Below are 980 nucleotides of genomic sequence, written 5' to 3'. Positions count from 1 at the left end.
TTTCGCCGACGGCATGACCCACCTGTCGGCCCACGGGGTCACCAGCTGCCTGGAGCTGGGCCCGGACGGTGTGCTGTCCGGGATGGGTGCCGACACTGTGCCGGAGATGGCGTTCGCCCCGGTCCTGCGCAAGGACCGCGACGAGGCCGCCTCGCTCATGGAGGCCCTGGCGCAGGTGTATGTCCGGGGTCATGCGGTGGACTGGGCTGCTCTCCTCGCCCCGTCCCGTCCCCGGCTGGTGGAACTGCCCACCTACGCCTTCCAGCGAGACCGCTACTGGATGGAATCCGCTCCGGACGCCGCGGATGACATCGTCCGTGACGCGGCTGATTCCGGTTTCTGGGATGCGGTGGAGCGTGGGGATGCGTCGGAGGTGGCGGATCTGCTGGCGTTGCCGGCGGATGGCGGGTCGCTGTCGGCGGTGTTGCCGGCGTTGTCGGCGTGGCGTCGGCGGGATCGTGAGTGGTCGGCGGTCGAGGGCTGGCGTTATCGGGTGGCGTGGTCGCCGGTGACGGTGGGTTCTGGTGTGTTGTCGGGTGCTTGGCTGGTGGTGGTGCCGGCCGGTCTTGCCGGTGACGCGTGGGTGGGTGCCTGTGTTGCGGGTCTGGCGCGGTGTGGTGCGCGGCCTGTGGTGCTGGAGCTTGCTGCCGGGGAGTCCGGTCGTGAGGTGGTGGCCGGGCGTCTGGGGTCGGTGTCGGCTGGTGAGCCTGGCGGGTTTGCTGGTGTGGTGTCGTTGCTGGGGCTGGCGTCGGGCCGGGACAAGGTGTTCGGTTCGGTTCCGGTGTCGGTGGCGTTGACGCTGGGTCTGGTGCAGGCGCTGGGTGATGCGGGTGTCGAGGCTCGGCTGTGGTGCGTGACCCGGGGCGCGGTGGCGGTGTCCGACTCGGAGCGGGTGCAGGACCTGGACCAGGCGCAGGTCTGGGGGCTGGGCCGTGTGGCTGGTCTGGAGTTGGGTGCTCGTTGGGGTGGTGTGGTTGATC

The 980-nt window shown here is 70.3% G+C and carries 1 pseudogene; it reads left to right on the top strand.

Going from position 1 to position 980, the window contains the following annotated elements:
- Positions 1–13: 13 nt before the first annotated feature.
- A pseudogene (locus tag JHAT_RS34900) lies at positions 14–980 on the top strand (polyketide synthase); the annotation flags it as partial.

It is taken from the genome of Streptomyces sp. JHA26, from assembly GCF_002005565.1.
Classification (GTDB): Bacteria; Actinomycetota; Actinomycetes; order Streptomycetales; family Streptomycetaceae; genus Streptomyces.
The sequence above is the reverse complement of the archived record's forward strand: the minus strand, read 5'-3'. Positions and strand labels throughout refer to the sequence as shown.